Origin of the sequence: Pseudoalteromonas sp. PA2MD11 (assembly GCF_017808125.1) — a bacterium.
GTDB lineage: Bacteria > Pseudomonadota > Gammaproteobacteria > Enterobacterales > Alteromonadaceae > Pseudoalteromonas > Pseudoalteromonas simplex.
Map to the genome: position 1 here is coordinate 159,694 of NZ_JADKNF010000001.1, position 26,115 is coordinate 185,808.

Genomic DNA, 26,115 nt, shown 5'->3' on the forward strand with positions numbered 1-26,115 from the left:
CGCAGCGCTGTACTAATTTATAAAAATAAAGCTCATCGCAGGATAAAGCACGATATCCTCAATTAACCAATCAGCTTGTTGCTGATTTACCCCTAGACGCTTCATCAAGCTAACACGTGCTTGCTGTTCACTCCATGTGTGATAATGAATTCCTAAGTCGGTTTCCATCATAACTTGCCAGAAGTATTGCTCATCTTTTGTTAATTTACGCTTACTTTTGAGCGGGTCGAGATAATCAAGCTGCCAATCAAGACCTGTGTGCTGATGACTTTCTACAAAATAGTTCATTACTAATGGTTTAGCGTGAGAGTCTGATACAGGTAATACAAAATCTGCATTCTGCGATTGCTTTAACGAAGCCTGGATTTCACTTAACCAAGTTAAAGGCGGCTTAGTCTCACCACTAAAGTAATTAAGTTTACTTTGATACCAATCTTTACCATTTGCCAAACCGACTAAACCAAGTTTTGTACGCGGTTTATATTGAGTTAAATATTGATTAAGTTTGTTTAGTGCTGCTTGTACACTGTCATCGCTATTATCAAGGTGCGATTTGACCATATTATGTAAAAGCGTTAATTCGATTTTATTTAATTTCAGATTGCTTTGCTCAGCTGCAATTAGCTGCGTTTCAACTAACTCTAGCCAGTTAGCTAATTCATTTACTGAATAGTCATCTACTAAACGAGCTTGGTTAATAACATCACGTTGTACAGGCCACACAAAGTAACGTTCGGGATAACGCTCAGCAATAATTAAATAGTTCAATTGCGCCTGTTGTGACACATCTAACGTCGTCGTTTTTAGTCCTTGATAAGCTTGATGACGTGCTTGCAAATAACTTTCTGAGAAAGGCCAGCTAGCAGCTTCACTTTGCTGTTCTTGAGTCGATAATAAATTATTAATAGTTTGCAGCGCTTGCTGCCCTTCACTAAATGTTTTGAAACCTGATGTTTGCTCAGAGCAAGCTATCAGCATCACACTTGCGACAACTAATAATACGATCTGTCTTAGCATTTTAAAATTCCATAAAAAAAGCCCCAGAGGGGCTTTTTAATTTAAAACAACATCAATTAGATTTTTACACCGTTACGAGCGGCTTTATCTTTGATGAAGGTCGACCAGCTCTTCGCAAACTTGCGAGTGCGCGGATCGTCCATTGCTTTAGTGATAGCGTTATAAGCTTGCTTATACTTCTCTTGGTAGTAATAAGCTTCAGCTAAATCAGAGTAAATAGTTCCTTTTTTGTCAGAACCTAACTCTATTGCCTTGTTCAAACGAACAACGGCTGCACTATAGTTTTGCGATTGTAAAAGTAATGAACCCGCTTTGCGGTAAAGCTCAGCATCATCATCAAATTTAGCCGCTTCTTCATAGTATTTAGCTGCTTTTTCAATATCTTTAGAACGGTGGTAGTTAGATGCCACTGCACTGATATTTTGCTTGTTACGCTTAACTTTTTCTTCGTTGATTGCCTTTTCAAGCACAACTGCTGCTTTGTAAGGGATATCATTTAACGAATAAAAGTTAGAAAGTACTTTGTATTCAACTTCGTTTTCAAAATAGCCATTTTTATAGGCAACTTCCATGGTCGCTAGACCTTTCTTGAAGTCTTCGGTTTGAAGGTAGTATTTACCTAAACCAACCCAGGCTTTTTTGTCTTCAGGCCAAACACGAACAATTTCTTCAGCAACACCTACCATATTTTTGTACTGTTTAAGTTCAAAATAGGCAGCTAGCTTTAATTGGTAAGCAGCCTTTGCAGGTTCTTTTGCCAATTCAATTGCTTTGTTTGCAGCAGGAAGTACGTCTTTGAAAAGTTTTAACTCGTAGTTTGCTTGCGCAATACGTGTATAAACCTTGTCGTCTTCCTCACCTGTGAAGTCCATCCAAGCTGCATAAGCTTCTTTCGCTTTTGCATATTGCTCAGTACCCGCGTACATATCACCTAGAAGTTTTAAGCCTTGCTCTTGGTCAGCAAAATTTAAAACGTCAGGCTTAACTGCCGCTGCGATATGCTTGATAGCCAATTGATACTGCTCTTTTTGAGCGTACATTTGACCTAAGTAACGATCGACTGTTGCCTTATCAAATTCATCCGAAGGATCGATTTCTTTAAGTAACGCAATCGCTTCATCAAGCTTCTCTTCATTGTACAAATCAAACGCTTTAATAACTTTTTTACCAACGCGCTCGCCCATTACTTTAGTTTTTGCTTTTTTACGCGCTTCAATCTTCGCGTAATCTGGCGCTGCTAAAGCAGGTGCAGTGAAAGCTACACCTGATAGAGACATAAGAAGCGCAAGTGCAGTTACTTTAGATAAATTTCTCATTACTCGCCTCCTTAGTTACCTTGGTTAAGTTTAAAGTCTAGTTGTACTTGAAGACCAAATTGCTTCTGTGGTTTGCCGTCAATGATTTTCGGACGGTACTTCCACTTACGTAGCGCACGTTTAGCTTCGCGGTCGAAGATACGTTTAGGATCGGCGTCGATCACTTCAACATCTTCTACACCACCCACTTCATTGATAGTGAATGAAAGTTGTACCCAACCTTCTTTACCATCACGCGCTGCTTGCGTAGGGTATTTTGGTTCAATACGAACGATAGGTGTCGCGTCACCATCACGTCCAAATGCACCTGGACCACTTAGGCCACCAGCTGTGCTACCCACATCGATGCTTGGCATATTAAATGACAAACCACCAGTGTTAGGGTTGCTGTTTTCCGGCTGAGGCGGCTGCGGTTTAGGCGGCTGCTTTGGCGGTGGCGGAGGCGGAGGCGGAACACGCTTCCTCTCCTGCACCTTAGATTCAGGCGGATTCGTCATAATTTCGACTACGATCTGTTCTTTTTGTTCAGTCGCACGGTCAGCTCCACCGGAGATGAGGTACGCCATGAAGTAGAACAAGCCGAAAGTAACTGCCCCACCTGCAATCAGTGAAAACAGAAAACGAATCATTACTGATCTCCAGCTATTGAAATTTTAAGGTTATCACCCGTCGCTTTGATCTGGTCCATAACTTTAACTACTACGCCGTGTTTTGCTTCTTTATCAGCTTGCAAAATTACAACTTCAGTAGGTTGTTCTGCTAATAAACTTTCAAGTTTAGCTGATACACGCTCAACGTCTACTTGTTGTTTATCAATCCAGATCGCACCGTCAGCGCGGATAGCAACAAAAATGTTTGCATTTTTTTGCTTCGTAGCTGCAGCTGCTTTAGGTTTATTGACTTCGATACCAGCCTCTTTAACGAACGATGTAGTTACGATAAAGAAAATAAGCATGATAAATACGATGTCAAGCATTGGCGTCATGTCAACCGCTGCTTCTTCTTCTTCACGAAAACGTTGTTTACGTGCCATATTTAATTCTCTCTCTAGTGATGAGGCATGCTATCTACAAGTTTAGCTTTCGCCATTCTCGCTCTCGCTTCAAGACGTGAGCTAAAGAATACTCCAGATAGTGCCGCAACCATTCCAGCCATTGTTGGGATTGTTGCCATTGAAATACCTGATGCCATTAAACGTGCGTTACCAGTACCTTGAGTAGCCATGGTTTCGAAAACCGCGATCATACCCGTTACAGTACCTAATAAGCCGATTAAAGGACAAACAGCTACTAATGTCTTAATCAACAACATACGCTGATCTAATTTTTCAGACGCTTCAGAAATCCATGCTTCACGGATTCTGTGTGCGTACCAAGACGTAGTGTCTTGGCGGGCATCCCACTGAGCTACAATGTTCTTCGTCATACGAGGAAACTCAGCTAGTAGGAACCAATAGCGCTCAATCATTAAAACCCACATAAGAAAGAGTGCTATCGCGACCACGTATAATACCTGGCCGCCTGTGCCAACAAAATCCCTGATAGATTCCCAGATCTCCATCAGGACTAGCATTAGGCTTTCTCCTTCTCCGCGTGAGCAGCGATGATACCAGCGCTTTGCTCATCAAGGACATGTAGAACCGACTTACTACGACCCGCAACAATTGAGTGAAGTAGGATAAGTGGTAGAGCTGCAATTAGACCTAACGCTGTAGTTACAAGTGCTAGAGAGATATTACCAGCCATGATCTTCGGATCACCTGTACCGAACAATGTGATTGTTTGGAACGTAAGGATCATACCGATTACCGTACCTAGTAGACCTAGTAATGGAGCGATTGCTGCCAAGATCTTGATGATGTTGATACCAGCTTCGATGCGAGGCGTTTCACGTAGGATTGCTTCGTCAAGTTTAAGCTCAAGGTTTTCAACGTCTTGATTCTTGTTGTCAGCGTAAACCTTAAGAATACGACCCAGTGGGTTGTTTGTATTCGGAGTAGAAAGGTTCTTAAGCTGGCTCTTAATCTTAGTGCTAGTAAGCGCAAGATCAATGAAACGAACGATGAAGATAAGTAGACCAACAACTAATAATAGTGTGATGATGTAACCTACTTCAGCACCTTGCTCGTAGTATTCCATTAGTGATTTCTTCTGCGTGTTGATACGTAAGATCGCGCCACGAGTCGGGTCGATGTATACACCAGCGTAGTTATCTGCAGAAGTACCTTCTAAATCGCTGATACCCGCTAGGATGTAGCTATCAGGTTGCTTACCTAGAGGTTGAATCGCTTTAGTTTCTGGAGAATAGATTAAATAACCGTCGTCAGTAACTAAGTTGAAGTTACCGATACGCGTTACTTTCTTCACAGAAGATGAACCGTCAAGACCTGCCACTTCAGTTTCAAAAGTTGAAACTTTAGCAGACTCAGTCATTTCAGTTTGAAGAGAAATCCAAAGCTCTTCTAGTTCACGAACAGTTGGAAGTTCTTTCGCAGCAGCTAGTGAGCGAAGTACTTCAGCACGTCCTGGTTTTTCAGCAGAAACAAGTGATGCTTCGATTGAACCGATTGCATCAGCAGCTGCACGACGTACAACACCGAACATCTCACCTAAAGTACCTTGAGCATTTAAAAGAGCTTGCTCTTTTTCTGCTAAAGTATTTTCGTTTTGAGCATATTCTTTAGCTAAACGGTCACCACGTGCTTTTTCAGCAGCTAGGTCGCTTTTAGCTTTGTTAAGTAACGCTTGCTTGTCAGCACGAGCTGAAAGGAACTCTTGTTCACGTTGCTTATTTAATTTGCCTTCAGAGATACGTTCTTGCTTAACTTGCTCAAGAATTTTGTCTAAAGCATCAGTGTTTGCGTGTGCATTAAGCGCGGTACCTGCAGAAACAGATAGTACTGCTGCAACAGCAAAACCTTTAAATAGTTTCTTCATTATTGATTACTCCGCGCCAAAAATTGGTAGTTTAACAAGTTCTAATGTCGCTTGTTTACGCGCCATACGGATAACTTCTTTAACAGGTTTTAGGTATTCTTCACCTAATTCTTTCCACTGTTTAGTGTTGTTATCCCACACCCACGCGTGCTTAAGGTCAAAAGACTGAGCTACGTAAGTGATACGACCTAAACGACCGAAGTCAACGTTGATGCTCTTACCATCGATCTCAAGAGTACCTTGAGAAGCAGTTACAGCTGAGCTGTATGCAGTTTCAACAGTGTAAGCTTCAAGAACTTGGCGGAATTTTTCAGATGTAGTAACTGAAGCTGACGCCATGATGTCACGAAGTCTTTCAACACGTGCTAGACGGTTTTCAAGATTGAACGGAACGTCCGCTTTGATGAATTGCTCAAGCGTATCGATCATGCGATACATCAAAGGCACAACGTTTTGTTTCGTGTTATCGATAGTTGCGATTTGACGGTCAAACGATTCGATTGAAGCGTTTTGGTCAGCGACCAAACGTGCTACGTGATCGTTGTAAACCTTCATTAGCTCAGTTTCGTCAACAACGCTACGGTACTCAGCGATTAGCTCTTGAGTTTGACCATATACATTGTCAATTTTAGTTTGAGACTTAACAGCAGCCTTTTGAATTTGTTGACCTGCATCTTGCACATCTTTCAAAGGATCTGCAATCACATTGCTGCTTGCAAATGCAAAAGCGCCAACCAACGCTGATGCTACAAGACTCTTTCTGATTTTAACAGACATAGTTCCCAACCAATTAAGTAATGTTACTTTTATAATTTAATTACCCTCCGAAGAGGACAACCCTGATATCTTTTAATAGATATCAACCCTCCAATAATGCTAAATGCATCTGAGTCTGTCAACTTGATGTTCGGCTTTCATCGGAAAAATTTGGTGACTCGTCGTTGATATGAAAATAACCAAAACAACGAATTAACAAAAATATAACAGCCACACATCTGTAAGGCTTCTATAGCCCTTTAGTAACAATCATCACATTCATATTCCGTTCAAACTTAAACATAAATGTAACATTTATTGAAATCAAAAAGCGGTAAAGAAAAATGAAAAAAAAATTCAGTTTTTTCATCTAAAAAATCTAATTAGAAGAATTTTTATGCATTTACAGGCAGGGAATGTTTAATAAGCAAGCAAACTGCCTACTAAACATTAAACGGGATTTAATCTTGACTTATAACTGCCGCCATTAGAACACGGCGCGGTCTTTTACTAGCTTAGCTAATGAGATAACTGAATCAACCTCAAGCTTTTCAAATATTTTTGTTTTGTAAGTACTGACGGTCTTGTTACTGATGAAAAGTTTTTCACCAATGTCTTTATTCGATAGCCCTTGCAATAGGTAATTCATTACGGCGAGTTCACGCTCAGTGAGTAACTCGTCAATGTCTTTTTCAGAAGCAATTAAATGCTCTTGAGGAAAAAAGGTGTAACCACGCAAGATCATTTCAACAGCAGAAGAAATATCTTCAAGGCTTTCAGCTTTGTTAACGAAGCCTTGCGCTCCCAACTTTGCTGCAGTGCGTATAATATGCTTATCTTGCTTAGCTGATAAGAATAACACTTTGCCAGTAAACCCTGCACTAACAGCCCGCTTGTATAAGCTAAAACCATCTGAGTCTTCTAACTCAATATCTAATATAGCTAACGCTACATTATTAGCTTTTAAAAATTGTAGTGCTTCTTTTTGACTTCCAACAGCTTGAACTTCGTTAACTAAGGTCGATTTGGATAAAACCATTTTAATTGCTGTTGCCACCATCGGGTGATCGTCTACCAAAAGTATATTATTTCCTATGCTCATCAATTAGCAAACCTTCATTATATCTATCAAACGAGTATTTTATTGCTCATTTAAATTACCGCTGTCTTATATATCACTAAGTTTAGCGGGAAATTCAGATGTTGGTAAAAAAATCTACAATCTCTGAAAATGAGTACTAAATTTTCTCGTTAGATCAAATTCTTCACTTACACAACGATCAATGTCATGTTTAATTAACTAAGTCTAAGAGCATATAGTACTTTAGATACCGAGAGTAGCTTTAAAGGAATAGTTGAGAAAGTTCTAGAAGAATTACCTATTAAAAAAGGCTAACACAATACTTTAGGTTTAAACAGGTTTAGGTACAACTGTATGATATTTGGGGAATAAATGAATTTTGGTGAAACAGAAACTGTTTCACCAAAATGCTTAGGTTCACATAATAAATTATGCTACTTCTACGTTCTCAGCTTCAGGGCCTTTTTGACCTTGTTTGATGCCGAAAGATACTTGCTGGCCTTCGCTTAGAGTGCGGAAGCCTGTACCTGTGATAGCGCTGAAGTGTACGAATACATCAGGGCCATTTTCTTGTTCAATGAAACCGAAACCTTTAGCTTCGTTGAAGAACTTAACTTTACCAGTAACCGTGTTTGACATACCAAATTTTCCTGTAAGTCAATTATTAAAATTCAGCCATAATGGCTCTATCCTCCCTGAGTGAATGCCCAATAAACTTGGGGTAAAGTACAGGAAGAACCAATAACCAAACCGGTAACCGTACAGCCGCACATTATCCGTAAATTCAATACGCAAAAACTCAAAGCAATTTAAGACTAACACATTAAATAGCTTTTAGCTCTATTAATCGAAAATAATTTTAAGGTCAACCGCTCAAACAAAAATATATGACAGTACTATTTATAAACAATTAATTATAAATGAAAAAAGCCCATCAAATAGATGGGCTTTTTATTCTCGATTTAGACCTTGCTAAAACTTACTTAACTTGCCAGTCCATTTGTGCTTCTGCTTTGATTGGCACCACTTCTGAATCGCCTAGTTTATAGCTGGCTGGTACTGTCCAGCTCTCTTTTACTAGTGTAATGGTATCTTGGTTTCGAGGCATACCGTAAAAGTCAGGACCGAAGTGGCTCGCGAAACCTTCAAGCTTGTCTAAAGCACCTGCTTCTTCAAACGCTTCAGCATAAAGCTCAATAGCTGCATGTGCAGTATATGCACCAGCACAACCACAGGCCGCTTCTTTTTTGTCTTTGTAATGTGGTGCAGAGTCAGTACCTAAGAAGAACTTTTTGCTGCCGCTTGTTGCAGCACCAATTAACGCTTGTTGGTGAATGTTACGCTTTAGAATAGGTAAGCAGTAATAATGCGGGCGAATACCACCTGCTAGCATATGATTACGGTTATAAAGAAGGTGATGAGCAGTAATGGTTGCAGCAACATTCTCTGGTGCATTATTAACAAACTCTACCGCATCTTTTGTCGTGATGTGCTCAAGCACAATTTTAAGACTCGGAAAGTCATTTACTACATCCGCTAAAATTGTATCTAAGAAGACCTTCTCACGGTCAAAAATATCAATAGATGAATCGGTTACTTCACCATGAACAAGCAGCAACATCCCTACTTCTTGCATTGCCTCAAGTACAGGATAAATATTCTTAACTGATGTCACACCAGAATCTGAGTTGGTCGTCGCGCCAGCTGGGTACAGTTTAGCAGCAACAATTTTACCTGTTGCCTTAGCTTTTTTAATTTCTTCTGGCGTAGTTTTATCTGTTAGGTAAAGCACCATTAATGGTTCGAAGTTACCTTGTGGGCCCGCAGCTTTAATTCGCTCATAGTAAGATAATGCAGTGTCTGTACAAGTTGCCGGTGGAACAAGGTTAGGCATGATGATTGCTCGCCCCATGTAACGGCTTGCATCACGAACGGTATCAACGAGTTGCTCACCATCACGTAAATGAATGTGCCAATCATCTGGGCGTGTAATTGTTAGAGTTTGCATCGAATTTAAATCTGACATTGCTTGTTTCCACGGCTAAAGTTAGGGGGATAGCATAAACATTGAGCAAATAACCTCGCTTATTTACCCAAGTTCATTTTCAGGTGCCTAGTTTACACCAGTATACGTTTTTTTTGAAAATAACTTTGTGGATAGTTTGATAGTAGGTTAACGTAATAAATTAATACAACATTTTGGTTACCTTTTATTCTATGCCTAAGAGTTTAGACACGGCTTTTGCACTTGAAGTCAAAACAGACCAATTACATATTATTAATCAGTTCTCATCATCTCTAATGCAGTTAGATACAGTTGAAGAGTTACTCGAATATGTTACATCAGAGGTAGTGAGCCGCCTGGGCTTTATAGAGTGTGTCATTTACCTAGCAGACGATAAAACACGTACCCTAAAAGAAATGGCGTCTATTGGCACGGCAAGTAGCCATGATACTTACCATATCGACCGAACAGAAATTAGCTTTGATCAAGGTATTACGGGTTATGTCGCAAGCACTGGCAAACCGTTAATGATTGGCGATGTCAGTCAAGACCCGCGTTATATTGCCGATTCTCGCCCTGCTCTTTCTGAGCTTTGCGTACCATTAGTTTACAAAGAAAAAGTACTGGGTGTCATTGACTGTGAGCACCCGCAAAAACATTACTACAATGATACGCATTTAGAGATTTTATCAACTGTAGCCCACTTACTCAGTGCCAAGATAAATCAAGTTCGCACCGTAGAAGACTTACAGCAAACTGTGATGCAGTTAAACGATGCACAAAAGCTAGAACGCTCGATGCTGCAAATCGCTAACTTAACCTATCAATCAAGCGAGCTAGATAGCTTCTTTGAATCTTTACACGGCATTATTACCTCTTTACTGAGGGCTGATAACTTCTTTATAGGCCTGTATGACAAGCAACTCGATGTGCTTGATTTAGTTTATATTATCGAAGAAGGCGTGCGTTCTAACGCCCATAAGAAAATATCGAAAGAACAACTAAAAGACACCGCATCTTATTACTTATTAAACATCGACCAATCTTTACTTTTTACGAAAGAAGAATTTCAACAACACATTGATGCGGGTCATTTTAAAATGGTTGGTCGTCAGGCCGAGTCTTGGCTAGGGGTGCCATTTAAAGTAAATGAGCGTATTAGTGGTGTTATCGCCGTACAAAGTTACAGTAAAAGCTATCACTATGACGAACATGACCGTGCCTTACTCACGTATGTGAGCCGCCAAATTAGCATGGCGATAGACCGCCAATTATCAAGACAAGAGCTTGAGCACCGCGCTCTTCACGACGAATTAACCGGCCTTGCTAACCGCTCGTTATTAATAGAGCGTATTAAACATGCGATCCTTCGTCTGGCAAGAGCAGATAAGCGCCACCAACATGCCCTGCTCTATCTAGACTTTGACCGTTTTAAAAGTATCAATGATTCATTAGGTCATGAGGTTGGTGACCACTTTTTGGTCAAAATCTGTGAGTTAATCTTAGGTACCATCCGCAATACCGATACCTTTGCCCGCTTAGGGGGCGATGAGTTTGCCATTTTTATGGAGAACATCACCGATAAACAACAAATTAAAGATGCCCTTGAACGAATTCAACAGGTTCTCGCTGAGCCTCTTGATATTGATGGCCACTTACTTCAGGCATCCACAAGTATTGGTGTTGCGTTTTGTGAAAGTAGTCGCGATCAAGCTTATAAGCTATTACAGCATGCTGATGCTGCAATGTACGAGGCGAAGTCATCAGGCCGTGGTAAAGTTAAGTTTTTTAACAATACCATGCGTAAAAAGCTTAAAAACCATGCGGATATAGAAAATGATTTACAGCATGGTATTGAACATGACGACTTTGAACTTTACTACCAGCCAATTTTTGCTATTCAAGATGCACAGGTTGTCGGCTTTGAGGCGCTTGTGCGTTGGCACCACCCAAGTAAAGGCTTTGTTTCGCCAAATGATTTTATACCCGTTGCAGAAGACACAGGCCAAATTATTAACTTAGATTTACACTTGCTTGAGCTCGCGGCAAAGCAAATCGCACTGTGGGCAAGTAAAGGTAAAGCATTTGGCCGAATTACAGTGAATGTATCCTCACGTCATTTTGCAAGTCTCGACTTCGTCGCGCAAATCCATGCTTTGTACTCTAAATACAAACTCCCTTTAGGCTCGCTGTGCTTAGAAATCACTGAATCTGGGCTAATTGGTAATTTAGAGCTGGCTACAAAAATTATTAAAGGCCTTGAGCCTCTTGAAGTAAAACTATGCTTAGATGATTTTGGTACTGGCTACTCAGCGCTTGGTTATTTACATCAGTTACCTATCCATATTTTAAAAATCGATAAAAGCTTTATCGATCATTTAAATAAAGCGCACAACCCCTTGGTGGATGCCATATTATCGTTAGCACAGTCGTTAAAACTCGATGTCGTCGCGGAAGGGATAGAAACAGAAAAACAATTGGCAATCTTAAAACAAACTCAATGTAAGTTTGGTCAAGGCTTCTTAAAAGCGAAACCCATGCCAGCTAGTGAAGCAGAGAAAGTCATCACTCACGGATTGGTATAAGCTAATAAATAAAGCCTTGCAAATGCAAGGCTTTATTTATTTCAACTTGGCAAGAAGTTACAGCTCGCCGGGGGCGAAATTATCAACGGCTATCGCTTGTTTACGTAACTCATTGGCTTGATTCATACGCTCTGCAACGGTTTCGTTTATCAAGTTTTTCTCTGCCGCTGCGGCAATTGCACCCTCAAGTTCAAGGTTTTTGGCAATAGTGCCTTCTTTTTGCCATTTACGAAGCTGTTTAAAGTCTTCATGGGTGTCAATCATGGCTAAAAAGGCATTTTCCATGACACCCGTGCCTGCATTTTCATCAACATAACAAAGATGGGTTAATCTGTCTCTAAAGACCCCTGGTTTGCTCATGTGCTCACACATTGTTTGTGCTAACTCATCGCTTGGACGGTGGTAATGATTACCCAGAGGGAACACAATACGTTTTAGTAAAAAATTAACCACTGGGTTAGAGAAGTTTTTAAAGAAGCCATCGAATGCTTGACCAATGCAGAATAACGAATGCTCAACGGCATATTGCACAAATGGTAGGTCAGCTTGCTGACGCCCTTCATCTTCATAACGTTTCAATACACATGAAGCAAGGTATAAATGGCTAAGCACGTCACCTAAACGTGCCGAAATCATCTCTTTGCGTTTTAACTCACCGCCTAATACTAGCATCGCAACGTCAGTACAAAATGCTAAACCACGACTCATGCGACTTAACTGTTTATAGTAACCAGTGGTTGCGCCACAGACAGGGGCTTTAGCGAAGTAACTTCGCGTTAAACCGTGCACAAATGCCATACCTGCATTACTGCCTGCAAATAAAATATGTTGCAGTAGTAATGAGTCAAACTCTTTTAAAGCAACATCTTGGTCTTCCATTGCTGCTGCTTCCATTTCTTTTAAAACAAACGGATGACAACGGGTAGCGCCTTGACCAAATATCATCAAGTTACGAGTCAGAATATTTGCACCTTCAACGGTAATCGATACCGGGATCCCCATATAGCCATGGGCTAAATAGTTATTCGGCCCGACTTGAATACCTTTACCAGAATGAATGTCCATAGCGTCGTTCATAACTGTACGGCCCATTTCAGTCATATGGTACTTAGCTATAGCGGTAACCACAGATGGACTTAGTTTTAAATCAATCGCCCCTGCGGTCATTAGCCTCGCTGATTCTAAGGTGTAAGTTAAACCACCAATGCGAGCGAGTGCTTCTTGAACACCTTCAAATTGGCCAATCGACACACCAAATTGTTGGCGAACGGTTGCATAGGCTGATGTCATTCTTGAAGCCAAGTGACCTGTTGCCGTACTAAGTGCCGGTAACGAAATACCGCGGCCCGCACTTAAACATTCAACTAACATGCGCCAACCTCTACCTGCGCCCTTTTCGCCACCGATGATCCAATCAAGCGGAATAAACACATCTTTACCGTACGTTGTGCCATTCATAAATGCCATGTTTAACGGGTAATGACGCTCACCTGTTTGCACACCTTCGTGATCTGTCGGAATAAGTGCACACGTGATACCAAGCTCTTTTTTATCACCCAATAAACCTTCAGGATCGTACATTTTAAATGCAAGACCCAGCACGGTGGCAATTGGCGCAAGGGTAATATAACGTTTTGACCAGTTAAGTTTTAAACCAATCACTTCTTCACCGTTATGCATGCCCTTACAAACCACCCCAGTATCAGGAATACTGCCTGCATCAGACCCAGCCTCAGGGCCCGTTAATGCAAAACAAGGCACATCATCGCCCTTAGCTAGGCTTGGCAACCAACGCTCTTGTTGCTCTTTGGTACCATAATGAAGAAGTAATTCGCCAGGGCCTAAGCTATTTGGCACCATTACAGTGACCGCTGCGGTTAAGCTCTTAGTGGCAATTTTCGATACGATGGTTGAATTTGCAATCGCTGAAAACTCGCGGCCACCAAATTCTTCAGGAATGATTAGTGCAAAAAATCCTTCTTTTTTTAGGTAGTCCCACACTTCTTTTGGTAGGTCTTTATCTTTTTGCACGATTTGATAATCATCAAGCATGGCTAGCAAAGTTTCGACTTGCTCACCCATAAATGCGCGCTCTTTTTCGCTGAGTTCAGGTTTAGGAAAACGATGCAGCTTTTGCCAATCTGGGTTACCACTGAATAATTCACCGTCCCACCAAACATCACCCGCTTCCATAGCTTCACGTTCTGTTTGCGATAACGGCGGCAAAACTTTTTTAAATAGTCTAAACGTAGGTCGTGTGACAAGATTGATGCGAATGTCTTTCACAGCAAAAATTACAATCACAGCAACTAGTAACAGAATGATTACGGTCGTCATTGTGCAATCCTTTTATTTTATTTAACTGGTTCAAGTATGACTGATCGTGCCATAAATACAACGTAAGCAGCGCTTACTTAGCTTGTTTTCAACTAGGCAGTTTGTTGTTTACTAAGACACTGCTATTATGCATGGGCAATAAATAACAATAAACTTCTAGGGAACGTTATGAAAAAGACTCCATTTAAGCTCAGCATCAGCGCGCTTATGGTCGCCAGTGCACTTGCACTTACAGGCTGTAATGATGACGCTGCGAGCACTGAAAAAACGACTGCTGCAGTCAAAACAAGCAAAGTAACAGCACAAGATGCCGCTAAATTTATCGCCGATACTGAAAAAGAATTAAGCGCGCTTTATTTAGAAGCAAGCCGTGCTGAGTGGATTTATGCCAACTTCATCACCCATGATACTGCGGAACTATCTGCTGAAGTAAATCGAAAAATGACAGAAGCTGTGGTTCGTCTTGCTAATGAAGCCGCAAAGTTCGATAGTTTAGAGCTTGATTACGATGCACGTCGTAAACTCGATAAACTTAAACTCGCACTTACCTTACCTGCCCCACAAGATGCTGAAAAAACGGCTAAGCTCTCACAATTAGTGGCTGAGCTAGGGGGTATTTATGGTAAAGGTAAATACTGTAAAGAAGATGGTAGCTGTTTAAGCCTTGGCGAGATGACAGCTAAAATGGCAACGAGCCGTGATTACAATGAATTGCTTGATTTATGGCAAGGCTGGCGACAAGTTTCAAAGCCTATGCGCCCACTTTATGAGCAACAAGTTGCACTCACCAATGAAGGTGCAAAAGAGCTAGGTTATGCAGATACAGGTGCTATGTGGCGTAGTAAATACGACATGCCAGCCGATGATTTTGCAAAAGAACTTGACCGCATTTGGGGCCAAGTTAAACCGCTATATGATTCATTACATTGTCATGTTCGTGCCAAGCTAGGTGAAAAATATGGCGAAGATAAAGTACCGCAAGATCAACCTATCCCAGCTCACCTTCTAGGTAATATGTGGGCCCAAACATGGGGGAACATTTACGACGTTGTTGCACCAGAAAATGCCGATCCTGGTTATGATGTAACAGAACTATTAGCTGAACACGATTACGACGAACTTAAAATGGTACGTGGTGCTGAGAAGTTCTTCACCTCAATGGGCTTTGCACCACTGCCTGATACCTTCTATGAGCGCTCGCTATTCACTAAACCGCAAGACCGTGACGTACAATGTCATGCATCTGCATGGAATATTGATAGCAAAGACGACCTACGTATTAAGATGTGTATTCAACGCACAGGTGAAGAATTCTCTGTTATTCACCATGAACTAGGGCATAACTTCTACCAACGCGCCTACAACACTCAGCCTATTTATTATCAAGAAAGTGCGAACGATGGTTTCCACGAAGCGATTGGTGACACCATTGCACTTTCTGTAACGCCAGGTTATTTAAAAGAAATTGGTTTATTAGACGACGTGCCTGATGAATCTAAAGATATCGGCCTGTTAATGAAAATGGCATTAGACAAAGTAGCATTTATCCCATTTGGTTTATTAGTAGACCAATGGCGCTGGAAAGTTTTCTCAGGTGAAGTAACGCCAGAGAACTACAACAAAGCGTGGTGGGAATTACGTGAAAAATACCAAGGTGTACAAGCGCCTATCGCACGTAGCGAAGCAGACTTCGATCCAGGTGCTAAGTATCACGTACCAGGCAACACGCCTTACACACGTTATTTCTTAGCGCACATTTTACAATTCGACTTCCACAGAAGTTTATGTGAAATTGCCGGTAACGAAGAAGCGATTCACCGTTGTTCTGTATACAACTCTGCTGAGGCTGGTGAAAAACTAAATGCTATGTTAGAAATGGGCTCAAGCCGCCCATGGCAAGAAGCACTTGCGACAATCACTGGTAAAGAAGAAATGGATGCAACAGCAATCTTAGATTACTTTGCACCGTTACAAAAATACCTTGATGAGCAAAATGAAGGCCGCCAGTGCGGTTGGTAATGATAAAAACGAAAAAGCCCGCATAATGCGGGCTTTTTTATATCATCAAATTAATGATTAAAACTGTAAGCTTAGGTTTGCAAAGTATGCATCGTAGTCTGAGTCATCCCAGTTGTTTGCATAACCAGCTTTTAAGCCAACGTTTTTATTAAAGAAGTGCTGAGCACCAAAGCTGTAGTCATCTTCTTTATTAAACGTTACAAATACTGATGTTGCTTTAGAGAAGTAGTAGTTAGAACCTAGTTCCCAAGAGCTACCACTATCATCAGTATCAGCAATTGTACCTTCAATCGTTAGGTAATTACCTTGTTGAAGATCCATAAAGTATTTAGCGCTAACCGCACGATAATCAAACTCGTCGTCTGCAGTGAACGTGAAACCTAAGTAATCAGTGCTGTTAATTTGATGATTGTACTTAAGGTCGAACATTACATAGTTATCACCATCTTCAACGTCAGTGAAAGTCGCTTTTAGAAGAAGGTTAGGGTTAAAGAAGTAACCCGCAGACACATTGAATAAATCAGTGTCTGAACCGTAATCGTAATTGCTGTAACCCGCACCGATTACAAAATCTTGTACGAAGTACTCACCGCCGATGTTAGTCACATCACCAAAGTCATCATCTGCGTACGAACCAAACACGTTAGTTGTTCTGTTGATGTATTCAAACTGGTCGTATGGACCCATCGTTTTCTTTGGTGCGAAGTAATAAGTTGAATCAACACTTACAGTGTCGTTGCCATCGGTGTCCTTGTATCCTAAATGGCTGATTGATTGGTAACTATCCGCAGCAGTCGCGGCAGTTGACAGAAGCATACTCGAAATAATAACTGCTAACTTTTTCATAAACAGATTTCCCTATTAACATTGTTTCATTGCTGTTGAAAACTAGCCTGATGGCTAAGTTGGGCACATGCTAACGTTAGAAAACTGAATGGAAACTTAACTAAGCGTTTGTTTTTACTTGATTAATTGTAATAAAGTGTCGGTAAATGTAAAGAAAAAGTTGGCCGAAACTTTCATCTTTTAGCCAACTTTTAATAAAAAAACAAGATTTGTCAGTACTTTATAAAGCAAATTGACTTATAATTCTATAAACCTCATTAATGTTATCTCCTGCTTTAAAGTCTTTACTGATTGGCGTTGGATCTGAACCAACCCAAATTTTCAGTTCAGCATCTAGGTCAAAATGCCCGGCACTTTCTTTACTAAACTTAGTAATTTTTGAGTAAGCAATACTCAGCATTTCAACTTTAGAACCGGTAACACCTTGTTTATCTATGATAATTAATCTTTTATTAGTAAAGATGAACATATCACGGATAACTTTATAGGCTTTTTGAACTGTTTCACCATCAATCAATGTATTAGCAAGCAGCTCTTCTAAGTCGTCGTTATCGACTTCACTTGCATTACCCATTAATCCACTTAATAGACCCATAACTAGCTCTCCTTATGAAAAATTTGATTTTCGAGTGTGTGACCATTTACCAGTTGACGATACTGCCAACCTTGCTGATAACAAAATTGTAGAAGATTGATGTCAAAAGGCTCAGCGGTTTTCTCAAACTCGATCACATATTCTTTTGCTTGGCTCATATAAACATGATGTACATGGGCAAGGCCAGCAAGCTTTGCTTCTACATCATCATAGTGTTGATTTAACTGCAGCGTAATAAAGTGTTTATTATCTTGCGTGCTAGAACGGGCTTGATGCTCACTTAACACCCCTTTATCGAGGTGTAAAACTTGTGAGCATAAACGCTCAAGCTCAGTTAAGTCATGGGAGCTTAAAATAAATGTTGCTTCGTTACTTAAAGAACTTACCAGCTCCCTTACCTCACGAGCATGAATTGGATCAAGGCCTGCAGTTGCTTCATCAAGCATCACTATTTCAGGTGAGCCAATTAATGCCTGTGCAATCGTCACTCGCTTACGCATACCATGAGAAAGATCATCTGGTCGTTGCTTAGCCACTTCTGATAAACCAACGAGCTCTAAGACGCGAGCCGTTTCTTTTTTACGAACCGCACCACTGAGCCCTTGTAATTGGCCATAAAAGTTAAGTTGATGCGCAATACTAAAACGAGGATCAAGCTGGGCATCTTGCGGTAACGCGGTTAGCTTACCAAATAACGCCGCACTGCCTGGGGTATACCCTATTACCGATAGCTTTCCTGAGCTAGGTAAAATATAGCCACATAACAAACTGAATAACGTTGTTTTACCTGCACCATTAGGACCAACTAGCGCTACCGGTGCCCCTTTGTTTATCTCAAAGCTAACGTTATCGAGCGCTCGCTTAGCCCCGTAGTTTTTTGACAAGCCTTGTGCTTGAATTAAAACGGTCATAATGAGCTCCTTGCAAAAATTCGTTCACCAGCAACCAGTAGCACTGCCGTTTGTAAAAGTGGTAAACCAAGAGCCAGTGTCACACCTGCACGCTGACCTGCCATTAAATCAAGTTGATAGCCCGGAAATATGTAATTTAAAACCTTAAATGCAGGCCATTGCCATGTTAGTAAGCCAATCACAATATTACCGCCAGCAAAAAACAAAATAGCCAATACAAATGCAAGACGCGATGAACGGGCAAACGTGTTCAAAAAGCTCATCAAGGCAATAAATGGCATAACCGCAACAAGCAAATAAAATAACAACATGAAGCTTCGCGATAAGCCAGAAAGCAGCAAACTTGGCTCTCGATAACCAAGCATAGCAACCGTTGCCATCAAGGTAACAAACAACAATGCCGCTAAGATGAGTAGCTGTCCTAAAAAGCGGCCAATAATAATTTCTGAACGAGTAGCTCTAAGTGATAAAAAGCGTAACGTACCTCGCTGTCTGTCGCCCACTGTTTGGTCACTACATAAAAACAAACAAAAGCTTGGGAAACTAAATAAGGCAACCAGCCAATAAACGGCAAGTTCAGATTCAGGCCAATCAAGTAATTTACTGATGCCAATGGCGCCAAATGCTTGCCTTGCAAAGTCGGCAAAATCAGGTGAGCTAATCAAGGTCACAGATTGGGCAATGGGATAGCGTAAAATAAGTAGCCAACAAATGGCAAAAGCGGCAACCGCCAACAAACCACGTTTGGTCAGAAATAGTCGTACCAGCTCAAATTGGGCAATTTGTGCAAGGCGTTTAGGATGTAACTGCGTCACTCATAATCCTTAATGAATTTTATTATTAGAATTACACTAAGTTGAAACAGCTTGAATTACCAGAAAAAAAAGACCCGACAAGCGGGTCTTATGTAACAAAGTATAAACTTTTAACCTAGAGGTGGCTTTCGTACACTGCAAGCGCTTGTTCAAGATCGGCTAGTAAATCAGCCACATCTTCAAGACCAATGTGTAGCCTTATTACCGGGCCTTGTGACCAACCTGTTTCAGAGCGAAGCCCTTTCATGCTCAGGTTTGCCGTGACCAAGCTCTCATAGCCGCCCCAAGAAAAGCCCATTTTAAAATGGTGCAGGCTATCTAAGAACGCATCAATTGCTTGTTGATTACCCTGCTTCATTACAAATGAAAATAAGCCGTTACTGCCATCAAAGTCTCGTTTAAAGAACTGATGACCCGGGCACGTTGCAAAAGCGGGATGGCGAATATGATCAACCAATGGGTGTGTTTCAAGCCATTTAGCCACTTCGATGGCGGCTTGTTCATGCTGTTTTAAACGCACAGCCATAGTACGCAGACCACGCAGCGCTAAATAAGCATCATCCGCAGAGGTGCATTGCCCTAGTAGGTATGAATTTTCTCGAAGGGTTGGCCAATACTTTTTTTTAGCGACCGCCACACCCATCATCACATCAGAGTGACCAACAATGTATTTTGTCGCTGCTTGAATACTAATATCTACGCCATGCTCAAGCGGTCTAAAATGCAGACCATTACCCCAGGTGTTATCTAGCATGGTCATTACACCGCGCTCATTAGCCTTAGCAACCATGGCTGGCACATCTTGTACTTCCATAGTGATTGAGCCTGGTGATTCTAAAAACAATACGCGGGTGTTATCTTTGATAAGCTCACTAATTCCTGCGCCAATTCCCGGTGGGTAATAGGTTGTTTCAATACCTAATCCAGCCAGTATTTTGTCGCAAAAATCACGGGTTGGCTCGTAAGCGGTATCCACCATTAAAATATGATCGCCCGTTTTTACAAACGATAGCAGCGCATTGCTTATTGCAGCCGCACCTGATGGATATAGCGCACAGCCTTCGCCGCCTTCAAGTTCAGCAATTGCTTCTTGCAAAGCAAAGTGTGTCGTCGTACCGCGACGGCCATAAAATAACGTTTTGTCGCCCCGTTTCTTCGCCGCTGCTTTTAAATCAGCCACTGAATCGAATACCACTGTTGATGCACGTTGCACCACAGGGTTCACAACCCCTTGTGTATATGCTTTTTTACGCCCTGCAGAGACGATTTGGGTATTTTTATTTGTCTTTGTCATAATTTGTCCAAGCTGTGCTTTACAGGTTGCGCCAGTGCTCAACCAAAAATCGAGAAATAGAATCTTGTCTGGTTAGTTTAAGATGGCTACCCTGCTCATGCCATTGGCCGAATTCATTAAGTTCAGCACGGCTAAACCATCTCGCATCGTCTAACTCGTCTTTATCTACCTGAATATCTTCTGAAACCGCTGTGGCCATAAAGCCAAACATGATTGATGATGGAAATGGCCAAGGCTGTGACGCGATATATTGAATATCTGTCACCGCAACACCGGCTTCTTCCATGACTTCGCGGGCAACGGCCTGCTCTAGTGTTTCACCTGGGTCAACAAAACCAGCAAGAGTTGAAAAAACACCGTCAGGCCAGCTTGCTTGACGGCCTAACAAGCAGCGTTCAACCCCATCTGAAAAGGTTTTAGTCACGATCATAATCACCGCTGGATCGGTTCGCGGAAAAGTTTGATGCTGGCAAGTTTGGTTCTCACATAAACGTGAATGCCCTGCTTCAACCATGTTATTTTCATGACCACAACGACCACAAAAACGGTGCGTTGCGTGCCAAAAACACAAGCCCCTTGCCAGTGTGGCAATCGAGCCTTGTTTTAGCTCAACTTGTGGGCCTAACTTGCGAATATCAACAAATTCAGCGCCATTAAGCATAGGCTCAATAAGTGAGTCTGGAACATGGCTGACATCTAAAGCAAAATGAGCCACATCATCGTCGTCTAAACCCAATAAAATGCCTTTTGATAAATCGAGATGATCCACTTGAGATAAGCGTAAATAACACACTTCAGGACTGTCTTTAACAAACAAACTTTGATTGTTATTGACCAATAACCAGCGACTCTGAGAATTCATTTGAGCCTTTAACCACTTTGGATCTTTACGGCGATTTGATGCACGATCCAATGGCATTTGAGAGTAATTCAGCATGGCGTTCCTTGAAAATAGTTTACTCGCTAAAACTACCATAAGCGGATGATAAACCCAATTTATTACAGGCATAAAAAAAGCCCAAACTGGGCTTTTTTATTCTCTCTCACAATTTTACAAGGTCGCTAGATGCGCTTGTAGTTTTTGGTTCTCAGCTTCAATATGCTGATAGAACTCTAAATCTTCTAATTTACTCGCGGCAGCTTTATCAATGATGATCACCGCATCTTTATGAAGTTGCAGTGCTGAAGCTGGGCATTTAGCCATTAACGGGCCTTCTACCATGGCATGAACGGCATCCGCTTTACTTGCACCGGTTGCTAAAAGCACTACTTTTTTGGCTTCTAAAATAGTGCCAATGCCCATAGTGATTGATAAATGCGGTTGATATTCGCCTTCTGCAAAAAATCGTGCATTGTCTTCAATCGTCGCTTTCGTCAGTGTTTTTACACGGGTGCGTGATGTCAAACCTGATGAAGGTTCGTTAAAACCGATGTGACCATTACGGCCAATACCAAGTAGTTGTACGTCAACACCACCAGCCGCTGTGATTTTTTGCTCATATTCAGTACAAGCAACAAGCGGATTTACTGCATCACCCGGCGGTACATGGGTGTTTTGTTTGTCGATATCAACATGGTTAAACAGCTGCTCATTCATAAAGTAACGGTAACTTTGAGGATGCTCGCCAGTTAAACCTAAGTATTCGTCTAAGTTAAATGTTGTCGCTTGGCTAAACGAAATATCGCCAGCTTTATTTTTTTCGATCAGTTGTTGGTACAAAGCAACAGGTGTTGAACCTGTGGCAAGACCGAGTACCGAGGCTGGTTTTTTTAGTAATTGTTTCGCAAAGATGTTGGCACCATACGCTGCAACTTGGGCTGCATCATCAAGAATCACTATTTGCATATCGATTAGCTCTAATTATAAGTTGGAAAAAAATGGGACCTAAAACCCAACCCCACGTGCAATCGAGCTGGGTTTTAGATCAAACCACTGCCAGGATACGATGCAGTAGCTATAACCATTATGACAACGCTGTCATTATCACTTCTAGTTTTATCTTTGTAAAGTAAAAGTGAATAAAAAATTACTCTTTTTGTTAGTGTTTAATAATTATCAAACACTAACAAAGATCTTACGGCGATACATCCAATGCAATACCAGCATTTGTACTGCTAATAACGCAATGACCGCCATCAGGGGTTGCCATGCCGCTGGCACAGCTCGAACCACCCCACCAAATACGCTTTGGCTTACATAACCCCAATTCACTAGACTTGACGCTAAATAAATAATAATCGAGTTTGCACCTATGATCACAAATGGATACGCGGCGCGTTGCCCTGGCAGAATATCCACCAGTGCATAAAAAACGGCGAGCAATATGGCACTCCAGCCAACGGTTACAAGCACAAATGAGCTAGTCCAAAGCTCTTTATTTACTGGGAACTGTAAATCCCATAACCAACCTAAACACACACTTACCACACCTGCTGCGAACAATAAGGCGGTCATTTTCCACTCGCCAATTTGCTGAGCACGAGCCACTAGTTGACCTGCAAACACACCCATTAATGCATTAACTATCGCAGGGATATTCGACAACACACCTTCTGGGTCTACCACACGGTTTTGATAACTAATCCCCGGCAGTAAGTGTGCATCAAACCAAGCATTCCAACTTCCTGCTGCTGAAAGGTCGCCAGCACTGCCACCCGGCACTGGAACAAAACAAAGTAGTAACCAATAACCCACTAAAATAGCCGCTGCGGTAATAATTTGTGTTCGTAAACTAGTATGCCAGACCAACATTGCACAGAAAAACCATGCAATAGCGATGCGGCCAAGCACACTGGCATAGCGAATTTCATCCAACGCCATCGGCATCCCTGTGCCCCAGCCGTGGTTATACAAAATACCTAATAAACACAATAGTAAAAGACGTTTACCCGCCTTTCGGTAATACACTTTGCGCTCATCAAACGGTAAATGGTCAATGCGTTTCGGGGCTAACCCCATCGCCACACCCGATAAGAATATAAATAATGGGAAAATCAGATCGTAAAATGTGAAGTCATGCCAAACACTATGCACGGTGTGCGCTTCAAAAACTTTCCAGCCAGTCCAGCCAGTTAAAACGAAGAGCGCTGCGAATAGTGACTGTCCGCCTAATATCCAAAACATATCCATGCCGCGCAGTGCATCCAGCGATGCCAAACGTTTTCTTGTTGGTTGTGTTGTTGTCATTGTATTACCTTAAATAGAAAAAGCCCCGCGATACAACGGCGGGGTTTTTACCAGGGAAGCTTGTTATAGCGCTTTTCCAGCAATAAAGGTGGCTTGTACATTTTGTTGTGCGTCTAACACCACAAAGTCAGCGTCAAACCCGCTCAGTAAGCGACCTTTTTTATGTAAACCTAAATATTGTGCAGGATAAAGTGATGCCATACGTAAGCTCTCAGCAAGGCTAACATCCAATGTGTTCACTGTGTTGCGCACCGCACTTGCCATATCAAGTACGCTGCCTGCTAATTCACCGGTTGTTGAATTTAATCGGTCTCCTGTACGAATAACTTTACGACCATCAAAGAAATCAAACTCCATGTCATCAGTTCCTACAGGGGGCATTGCATCTGTGACTAACATAATTTTTCCGCGCTGTTTGCTGCGAATTGCTAATTTTGCTGATGATGGGTGTACATGGTGACCATCAACAATTAAACCGCACCAGCTGTTATCATCCCAAAGTGCAGCACCTACAACACCCGGCTCTCGTGATGTAAATGCTGACATGGCATTAAATAAGTGGGTAAAACCATCAGCCCCTGCAGCAAGTGCAGCATTAGTGGTCGCAAAATCCGCATTGGTGTGGCCAATACACACTTTTACACCACACTCGACTAAGCGTGCGATATCATCAGCACTGACATTCTCAGGTGCTAAGGTAACCATTTTAATGCCTAAGTCTTGGCGGGCGTAAATTGCAAATTCTTGCTCTGTAATAGGGCGAATAAATTGCTCGCTGTGGGTGCCTTTTTTCGGCAATGAAAGGTGCGGGCCTTCGAAGTGCACACCCATTACGCCCGGAACACCTTCAGCAATTGCTTGTGCAGTGGCATCGGCCGCTTTTGCCATGACTTCGACTTGGTCAGTGATCAGCGTTGGCATAATCGCTGTTGAACCAAACTGACCATGTGCTTTGGCTATTCTATCTAAGCAATCTGGCGTTTGTTCAGCGTTAAAGAAAGCTCCGCCACCGCCATTCACTTGTACATCAATAAAACCGGGTGCCACTAAACCCGTTAATGCAACGGCATTAGTATCTGCTTCAACACGCTTAAATACACCATTGTCGACGCTAAAATACACATCAGATAAAAATTCGTCACCGGTAAACAATGAACTTGCATGATAAATCGTCATTACAAACTTACCTCTTGGTTTTGTTCAAGCACAGATTGCTGAGCAAAGTACACAGCGCCCATTTCCGGTGGTTGAATAGGAGATTCAACGCGTTTCGCAATATCTTCTGCAAGCCATTTATTTAATGGCTCAGCTAAACCGCCAATCATAGATAAACGTGGCGGGTTATTCTCTAATAAGCGCTGCGCTAATTTACTAACGTAATCAGCCCCTTCTTTCACAATCGAAACCGCAACTTTGTCGTTGTTATTAGCAGCTTCAAATACATAGCGGGCTAATTTGGCAAAACTACTCGAAGGCTGACCTGACATTTGCTCAACAATCGCCATTGCATTGTCAGCTGCAAAATGCTCGGTGATCACGTTAGTTAGGTTTGTTGATTCGCCTAGGCCATCAAGGTCTAGTAATGTCGCTTTTATTGCTTCAAGACCCATCCAGGCACCACTGCCTTTATCTCCCAGAGCAAAGCCATGACCACCAAAGTTAGTTGTGCGACCATTTACACATGAGAAACCACATGAGCCAGTACCTGTGATGATCACCGCACCATCACTCCCTTCATGGGCGCCGATACAGGCTGTATGTAAGTCGGTGGTGAGGAACATTTGTTTGAATGGATGCTCCCATTCCATAATCTTGTCGTACAAACTTGGTAGGTTTACGCCTGCTAAACCTAAGCCGGCATAAAGCTGATGAACGGTTTCAAGCGGTAAACCCGCATCACGAAGTGCTAATTGTGTTGAGACCATAATTGATTCGAGAGTACGTTCCAAACCATGTAATGGATTTGCAGGACCACCTAGGCCAGTTCCTAATACACCTTGTTTAACAGAGTAGATAGTTGCGCGACATTTCGTTCCGCCGCCATCAATACCAATAAACAATTGGTCCTCACTCACACTCTTCGCCATCATTTAACGACCCCTAGCCTTCGTTTAGTTTTTGTCTAAATCGCATTATTTTTCTTATCAGAATGCGAAATCATCTCAACCTTTGTTGATTTAATGTTACACAACAAATGACAGCGTTGTCATTATATTTTTTATAAAAATTCGTATAACTTTCATATTTATTTTTAATTTATTGAATTAAAACGCTTTATTTAACAGACAAGAAAATTAGAAACCACATCAACAATGTCCTATTACACCTTTACTTACGCTTTTTTGCATAATTTAGTGCGTTGTGCGTGACTATTCCTTTATTTATCATCAAGTGTAGCTAATGTTAGCTTAGCTG

23 protein-coding genes are annotated in these 26,115 nt (G+C 41.6%); 2 read left to right on the forward strand and 21 right to left on the reverse strand.

Features of this window, described 5'->3' with window-relative positions; genetic code table 11:
• Window positions 1-12: 12 nt before the first annotated feature.
• The 10 genes from ISP07_RS00610 to pyrC form a co-directional block, all read right to left on the reverse strand.
• A complete protein-coding gene (locus tag ISP07_RS00610) occupies window positions 13-1,017 on the reverse strand; it encodes a hypothetical protein (RefSeq protein WP_054551554.1) in 1,005 nt (334 codons plus the stop codon).
• A gap of 56 nt (window positions 1,018-1,073) precedes the next feature.
• Window positions 1,074-2,333: a tetratricopeptide repeat protein gene (locus ISP07_RS00615; protein WP_209326483.1), complete on the reverse strand. Its 1,260-nt coding sequence runs from the start codon at window positions 2,331-2,333 to the stop codon at window positions 1,074-1,076.
• Window positions 2,334-2,344: 11 nt separating this feature from the next.
• On the reverse strand, window positions 2,345-2,962 hold the full coding sequence (locus ISP07_RS00620; RefSeq protein ID WP_054551556.1) for an energy transducer TonB: 618 nt from the start codon (window positions 2,960-2,962) through the stop codon (window positions 2,345-2,347).
• The gene (locus tag ISP07_RS00625; RefSeq protein ID WP_054551557.1) at window positions 2,962-3,366 is read right to left on the reverse strand and encodes an ExbD/TolR family protein; all 405 of its coding nucleotides are present in this window, start codon (window positions 3,364-3,366) and stop codon (window positions 2,962-2,964) included. The genes ISP07_RS00620 and ISP07_RS00625 overlap by 1 nt, the downstream gene beginning before the upstream one ends.
• Window positions 3,367-3,380: 14 nt before the next feature.
• A complete protein-coding gene (locus tag ISP07_RS00630) occupies window positions 3,381-3,905 on the reverse strand; it encodes a MotA/TolQ/ExbB proton channel family protein (protein WP_054551558.1) in 525 nt (174 codons plus the stop codon).
• Window positions 3,905-5,269: a MotA/TolQ/ExbB proton channel family protein gene (locus tag ISP07_RS00635; protein WP_054551559.1), complete on the reverse strand. Its 1,365-nt coding sequence runs from the start codon at window positions 5,267-5,269 to the stop codon at window positions 3,905-3,907. The genes ISP07_RS00630 and ISP07_RS00635 overlap by 1 nt, the downstream gene beginning before the upstream one ends.
• A 6-nt stretch (window positions 5,270-5,275) precedes the next feature.
• Window positions 5,276-6,046, reverse strand: a complete 771-nt coding sequence (locus tag ISP07_RS00640) for a DUF3450 domain-containing protein (protein WP_054551560.1) — start codon at window positions 6,044-6,046, stop codon at window positions 5,276-5,278.
• A gap of 466 nt (window positions 6,047-6,512) precedes the next feature.
• Window positions 6,513-7,127 carry a response regulator transcription factor gene (locus tag ISP07_RS00645; RefSeq protein WP_082389172.1) on the reverse strand — a complete coding sequence of 205 codons (615 nt, stop codon included), beginning with the start codon at window positions 7,125-7,127 and terminating at the stop codon, window positions 6,513-6,515.
• 408 nt (window positions 7,128-7,535) lie between these two features.
• Window positions 7,536-7,745, reverse strand: coding sequence for a cold-shock protein (locus ISP07_RS00650; RefSeq protein WP_036967526.1), 210 nt, complete (start codon window positions 7,743-7,745; stop codon window positions 7,536-7,538).
• A gap of 340 nt (window positions 7,746-8,085) precedes the next feature.
• A complete protein-coding gene (gene pyrC / locus ISP07_RS00655) occupies window positions 8,086-9,132 on the reverse strand; it encodes a dihydroorotase (RefSeq protein WP_054551562.1) in 1,047 nt (348 codons plus the stop codon).
• 191 nt (window positions 9,133-9,323) lie between these two features.
• Here pyrC and ISP07_RS00660 point away from each other — a divergent pair, with 191 nt between their 5' ends.
• Window positions 9,324-11,696, forward strand: coding sequence for an EAL domain-containing protein (locus tag ISP07_RS00660; protein WP_166339406.1), 2,373 nt, complete (start codon window positions 9,324-9,326; stop codon window positions 11,694-11,696).
• A 57-nt stretch (window positions 11,697-11,753) separates the two neighbouring features.
• Here the strand turns inward: ISP07_RS00660 and ISP07_RS00665 are convergent, their stop codons facing one another.
• Window positions 11,754-14,033 carry an acyl-CoA dehydrogenase gene (locus ISP07_RS00665; RefSeq protein WP_209326484.1) on the reverse strand — a complete coding sequence of 760 codons (2,280 nt, stop codon included), beginning with the start codon at window positions 14,031-14,033 and terminating at the stop codon, window positions 11,754-11,756.
• Window positions 14,034-14,201: 168 nt separating this feature from the next.
• Here ISP07_RS00665 and ISP07_RS00670 point away from each other — a divergent pair, with 168 nt between their 5' ends.
• Window positions 14,202-16,052 carry a M2 family metallopeptidase gene (locus ISP07_RS00670; RefSeq protein ID WP_209326485.1) on the forward strand — a complete coding sequence of 617 codons (1,851 nt, stop codon included), beginning with the start codon at window positions 14,202-14,204 and terminating at the stop codon, window positions 16,050-16,052.
• 57 nt (window positions 16,053-16,109) lie between these two features.
• Here ISP07_RS00670 and ISP07_RS00675 read toward each other — a convergent pair whose 3' ends face one another.
• The 10 genes from ISP07_RS00675 to nagK all read right to left on the reverse strand — a co-directional run bounded on the left by ISP07_RS00675 (window position 16,110) and on the right by nagK (window position 25,790).
• Window positions 16,110-16,898 (reverse strand): putative porin, encoded by a 789-nt coding sequence (locus ISP07_RS00675; protein WP_054551566.1) that lies wholly within the window; start codon window positions 16,896-16,898, stop codon window positions 16,110-16,112.
• Window positions 16,899-17,118: 220 nt separating this feature from the next.
• Window positions 17,119-17,493: a PH domain-containing protein gene (locus ISP07_RS00680; RefSeq protein WP_054551567.1), complete on the reverse strand. Its 375-nt coding sequence runs from the start codon at window positions 17,491-17,493 to the stop codon at window positions 17,119-17,121.
• A 2-nt stretch (window positions 17,494-17,495) separates the two neighbouring features.
• The gene (locus tag ISP07_RS00685) at window positions 17,496-18,404 is read right to left on the reverse strand and encodes an ABC transporter ATP-binding protein (RefSeq protein ID WP_209326486.1); all 909 of its coding nucleotides are present in this window, start codon (window positions 18,402-18,404) and stop codon (window positions 17,496-17,498) included.
• The gene (locus tag ISP07_RS00690; protein WP_209326487.1) at window positions 18,401-19,219 is read right to left on the reverse strand and encodes an ABC transporter permease; all 819 of its coding nucleotides are present in this window, start codon (window positions 19,217-19,219) and stop codon (window positions 18,401-18,403) included. The genes ISP07_RS00685 and ISP07_RS00690 overlap by 4 nt, the downstream gene beginning before the upstream one ends.
• Window positions 19,220-19,334: 115 nt before the next feature.
• Window positions 19,335-20,513: a cystathionine beta-lyase gene (locus ISP07_RS00695; protein WP_209326488.1), complete on the reverse strand. Its 1,179-nt coding sequence runs from the start codon at window positions 20,511-20,513 to the stop codon at window positions 19,335-19,337.
• 19 nt (window positions 20,514-20,532) lie between these two features.
• A complete protein-coding gene (nudC, locus tag ISP07_RS00700; RefSeq protein ID WP_209326489.1) occupies window positions 20,533-21,450 on the reverse strand; it encodes an NAD(+) diphosphatase in 918 nt (305 codons plus the stop codon).
• 114 nt (window positions 21,451-21,564) lie between these two features.
• A complete protein-coding gene (nagB, locus tag ISP07_RS00705; protein ID WP_063705946.1) occupies window positions 21,565-22,359 on the reverse strand; it encodes a glucosamine-6-phosphate deaminase in 795 nt (264 codons plus the stop codon).
• A gap of 210 nt (window positions 22,360-22,569) precedes the next feature.
• Entirely contained in the window at window positions 22,570-23,700 is a 1,131-nt protein-coding gene (nagX, locus tag ISP07_RS00710; protein ID WP_209326490.1) for a transmembrane glucosamine N-acetyltransferase NagX, read from the reverse strand.
• A gap of 63 nt (window positions 23,701-23,763) precedes the next feature.
• Window positions 23,764-24,876 carry an N-acetylglucosamine-6-phosphate deacetylase gene (nagA, locus tag ISP07_RS00715; RefSeq protein WP_209326491.1) on the reverse strand — a complete coding sequence of 371 codons (1,113 nt, stop codon included), beginning with the start codon at window positions 24,874-24,876 and terminating at the stop codon, window positions 23,764-23,766.
• A complete protein-coding gene (gene nagK / locus ISP07_RS00720; RefSeq protein ID WP_209326492.1) occupies window positions 24,876-25,790 on the reverse strand; it encodes an N-acetylglucosamine kinase in 915 nt (304 codons plus the stop codon). Before nagK ends, nagA begins: the two co-directional genes overlap by 1 nt.
• Window positions 25,791-26,115 lie beyond the last annotated feature (325 nt).

What these genes read in the sequence shown, in the direction of transcription:
- ISP07_RS00650 (WP_036967526.1), bottom strand. Translation starts at nt 7,745, where the DNA reads ATGTCAAACACGGTTACTGGTAAAGTTAAGTTCTTCAACGAAGCTAAA.
- ISP07_RS00635 (WP_054551559.1), bottom strand. Translation starts at nt 5,269, where the DNA reads ATGAAGAAACTATTTAAAGGTTTTGCTGTTGCAGCAGTACTATCTGTT.
- ISP07_RS00695 (WP_209326488.1), bottom strand. Translation starts at nt 20,513, where the DNA reads ATGACAAAGACAAATAAAAATACCCAAATCGTCTCTGCAGGGCGTAAA.
- ISP07_RS00675 (WP_054551566.1), bottom strand. Translation starts at nt 16,898, where the DNA reads ATGAAAAAGTTAGCAGTTATTATTTCGAGTATGCTTCTGTCAACTGCC.
- nudC (WP_209326489.1), bottom strand. Translation starts at nt 21,450, where the DNA reads ATGCTGAATTACTCTCAAATGCCATTGGATCGTGCATCAAATCGCCGT.
- nagB (WP_063705946.1), bottom strand. Translation starts at nt 22,359, where the DNA reads ATGCAAATAGTGATTCTTGATGATGCAGCCCAAGTTGCAGCGTATGGT.
- ISP07_RS00680 (WP_054551567.1), bottom strand. Translation starts at nt 17,493, where the DNA reads ATGGGTCTATTAAGTGGATTAATGGGTAATGCAAGTGAAGTCGATAAC.
- ISP07_RS00665 (WP_209326484.1), bottom strand. Translation starts at nt 14,033, where the DNA reads ATGACGACCGTAATCATTCTGTTACTAGTTGCTGTGATTGTAATTTTT.
- pyrC (WP_054551562.1), bottom strand. Translation starts at nt 9,132, where the DNA reads ATGTCAGATTTAAATTCGATGCAAACTCTAACAATTACACGCCCAGAT.
- ISP07_RS00640 (WP_054551560.1), bottom strand. Translation starts at nt 6,046, where the DNA reads ATGTCTGTTAAAATCAGAAAGAGTCTTGTAGCATCAGCGTTGGTTGGC.
- ISP07_RS00645 (WP_082389172.1), bottom strand. Translation starts at nt 7,127, where the DNA reads ATGAGCATAGGAAATAATATACTTTTGGTAGACGATCACCCGATGGTG.
- ISP07_RS00615 (WP_209326483.1), bottom strand. Translation starts at nt 2,333, where the DNA reads ATGAGAAATTTATCTAAAGTAACTGCACTTGCGCTTCTTATGTCTCTA.
- ISP07_RS00625 (WP_054551557.1), bottom strand. Translation starts at nt 3,366, where the DNA reads ATGGCACGTAAACAACGTTTTCGTGAAGAAGAAGAAGCAGCGGTTGAC.
- nagX (WP_209326490.1), bottom strand. Translation starts at nt 23,700, where the DNA reads ATGACAACAACACAACCAACAAGAAAACGTTTGGCATCGCTGGATGCA.
- ISP07_RS00670 (WP_209326485.1), top strand. Translation starts at nt 14,202, where the DNA reads ATGAAAAAGACTCCATTTAAGCTCAGCATCAGCGCGCTTATGGTCGCC.
- nagA (WP_209326491.1), bottom strand. Translation starts at nt 24,876, where the DNA reads ATGACGATTTATCATGCAAGTTCATTGTTTACCGGTGACGAATTTTTA.
- nagK (WP_209326492.1), bottom strand. Translation starts at nt 25,790, where the DNA reads ATGATGGCGAAGAGTGTGAGTGAGGACCAATTGTTTATTGGTATTGAT.
- ISP07_RS00660 (WP_166339406.1), top strand. Translation starts at nt 9,324, where the DNA reads ATGCCTAAGAGTTTAGACACGGCTTTTGCACTTGAAGTCAAAACAGAC.
- ISP07_RS00685 (WP_209326486.1), bottom strand. Translation starts at nt 18,404, where the DNA reads ATGACCGTTTTAATTCAAGCACAAGGCTTGTCAAAAAACTACGGGGCT.
- ISP07_RS00630 (WP_054551558.1), bottom strand. Translation starts at nt 3,905, where the DNA reads ATGCTAGTCCTGATGGAGATCTGGGAATCTATCAGGGATTTTGTTGGC.
- ISP07_RS00610 (WP_054551554.1), bottom strand. Translation starts at nt 1,017, where the DNA reads ATGCTAAGACAGATCGTATTATTAGTTGTCGCAAGTGTGATGCTGATA.
- ISP07_RS00620 (WP_054551556.1), bottom strand. Translation starts at nt 2,962, where the DNA reads ATGATTCGTTTTCTGTTTTCACTGATTGCAGGTGGGGCAGTTACTTTC.